This window comes from Micromonospora sp. NPDC049799 (assembly GCF_040656655.1).
In the GTDB taxonomy this organism is placed as follows: Bacteria; Actinomycetota; Actinomycetes; order Mycobacteriales; family Micromonosporaceae; genus Micromonospora.
The window spans coordinates 1-2,162 of sequence record NZ_JBFAMU010000689.1; the positions used below are offsets into that span (position 1 = coordinate 1).

The 2,162-nt window shown below is 74.6% G+C and carries 3 protein-coding genes and 1 pseudogene; 1 reads left to right on the plus strand and 3 read right to left on the minus strand.

Going from position 1 to position 2,162, the window contains the following annotated elements; all coding sequences use genetic code 11:
* Positions 1 to 412, plus strand: a pseudogene (locus AB0I76_RS28300) (MBL fold metallo-hydrolase); the annotation flags it as partial.
* A gap of 19 nt (positions 413 to 431) precedes the next feature.
* Here the strand turns inward: AB0I76_RS28300 and AB0I76_RS28305 are convergent.
* From AB0I76_RS28305 to AB0I76_RS28315, 3 genes are all read right to left on the minus strand, one after another.
* Entirely contained in the window at positions 432 to 773 is a 342-nt protein-coding gene (locus tag AB0I76_RS28305; protein WP_357041707.1) for a hypothetical protein, read from the minus strand.
* Between the two features lie 85 nt (positions 774 to 858).
* Positions 859 to 1,755, minus strand: coding sequence for an aldo/keto reductase (locus AB0I76_RS28310; RefSeq protein ID WP_357041710.1), 897 nt, complete (start codon positions 1,753 to 1,755; stop codon positions 859 to 861).
* Between the two features lie 139 nt (positions 1,756 to 1,894).
* Positions 1,895 to 2,162: hypothetical protein (locus AB0I76_RS28315; protein WP_357041713.1), on the minus strand; the 268-nt coding region annotated here is incomplete at its 5' end.

The window sequence follows — 2,162 nt, forward strand, 5'->3', positions numbered from 1 at the left end:
CGCCGAGGCGGCCCGGCCGTGGAGCCACCGCTACCTGCGCGAGCAGGTGCGGGCCGACCCGCGCCTCGGGCCGAGCTTCCGGGCGCGGGCACTCGCCGTCGACTCCTGGGACGGCTTCGCGGTGCTGCCCCCGACGCGCGTTTTCACCGACTCGCTGACCCTGCCCACCGGCGTCGAGGTCCGGCACGTCGGCGGGAGGCACGCCCCCGACTCGACGGTGGTGGCCGACCGGGAGTCGGGCGTCCTGGCCCTCGGCGACTGCTGGTACCCGCCGCCGGCACACCTGCGCACCCCCGCCGACGAGCCGGACCTGGCGCTTGTGGCGAGCCTGCTCGACGACGACATCGGCTGGTACGTCTCCGGCCACAGTCCGACGATGACCCTGGACGAGGCCCGCGCGGCCCTCCGGTGACCGCACGGGCCGCGACGGGTCAGCGGGCGCGGCGCTCCGGATGGGCCCGGTTCCACGCCCGCATCCGCTCCGGATAGCCGGTCTTCGCGGCCTCGTACAGCGGCAGGGCGTGCTTGCGGGCCAGCGCGCCCGCGACCCGCGGAGACCCGGTGCGGCGGCGGATCCACTCGCCGTCGTGGGCGATCGCCACCACCGTCGTGTCCGTCGCCGTGGTCTCGGGCTCCAGGTAGAACTCGACCCCGGTACGGCTGGCCACGAACGCCTCCAGCGCGGCCAGGTCCTCCCGGGTGGCCTCCCGGTCCAGCTTCGTCGGGGTCCCCTCGGCCGCGGCGGTACGCGACCGTCGGCTGAACCAACCCATGCCCGCCTCCTCTCCTCGCCGTATCCCAGTGCACCACCGTGACCTGGCAGGAGGCTGCGAGGACGGTGACAACCACCTGAGCGGATCAGCCCAGCGGGGCCAGTTCGGCGGCGGACAGCCGCACCGCACCGGCGGCGATGTTCTCCACCAGGTGCGCCGTGTCGCCGGTGCCGGGGATGGCGAGCACGTGCGGCCCCTGCTGCAGGGTCCACGCGAGGCGTACCTGGTGCGGCGTCACCCCGTGCGCGCGGGCCACAGCCTCGACGGCCGCCGCGTGGACGACGCCGGCACCGGACTCCCGGCGGCTGCCGGCGATGGCGAAGAACGGCACGTACGCGATGCCTCGCCGCCCGCACTCCCGCAGCAGGGCGTCCTCGTCACCGCGGTTGTCGATGGCGTACGCGTTCTGCACCGCCACCACCGGGGCGATGGCCTGCGCCTCGTCCAGGTGTTCCTGGCGAACGTTGGAGAGGCCGAGGTGGCGGATCAGGCCGGCGTCCCGCAGGTCGGCGAGCGCGCCGAAGGACTCCGCGACCGTGTCCCGTCCCGGTCGCCGCACGATGCGGAGGTTGACCAGGTCGAGATGGTCGCGGCCGAGCCGCCTCAGGTTCTCCTCCACCTGCGCCCGCAGCCCGGCGGGCGAGGCGTCCTCGCGCAGGCCGGTCGCCGGGGTGTACGCGAAGCCGACCTTGGTCGCGATCACGAGGTGCTCCGGGTACGGGGCGAGCGCGGCACGGATCAGCTCGGTGGCGTACCGGGCCGGTCCGGAGCCGACGTTCAGGGTTCCGCCGGGCGAGACGTAGAAGGCGGCGGTGTCGACGTGGTCCACACCCAGGTCGACCGCCCGGCGCAGGACCCGTACGGCACGACGGGTGTCGGGGTCTGGGGTCGTCCGCATGGAGCCGAAGCCCATGCGGTGCACCCGGTGGTCGCCCAGGGTCCAGCTGCCCGCGGCAGCCGCGGTGATGTCCTCGACAGGCATCCGCCGACCGTAGGCCGCCGCCGGGGACGGCGCAGTCGGCCGCGTGCCCGATACCGGGTGCTTCACCCCGCTGCTAGTTTCGATGGCATCGGGAGGTGTACGAGTAGGCGGGCGGATCCCCCGCCGGGCGCTCCGACCGTCACACGGTGTCCGCCGGCACGCCGCGCAGCCGGGGCAGGCGGTGCAGGATCCCGACGAGCACGCCGAACACGATCATGAGGACGATGCCCGCGATGACGAGTGCCCGCTCGCCGATGCCCGAGCCGAGGAAGGCGAGAGCCACGCCGACCACCGTCATGACGCCGAGGACGTAGTAGACGATCTGCCACGCGGTCGTGCCGGGGCCGGCCGGGGACACGGCGGCCCCGGCCGCGGTGAGCAGCACGTCCGGGGCACCGGGTCCGAGC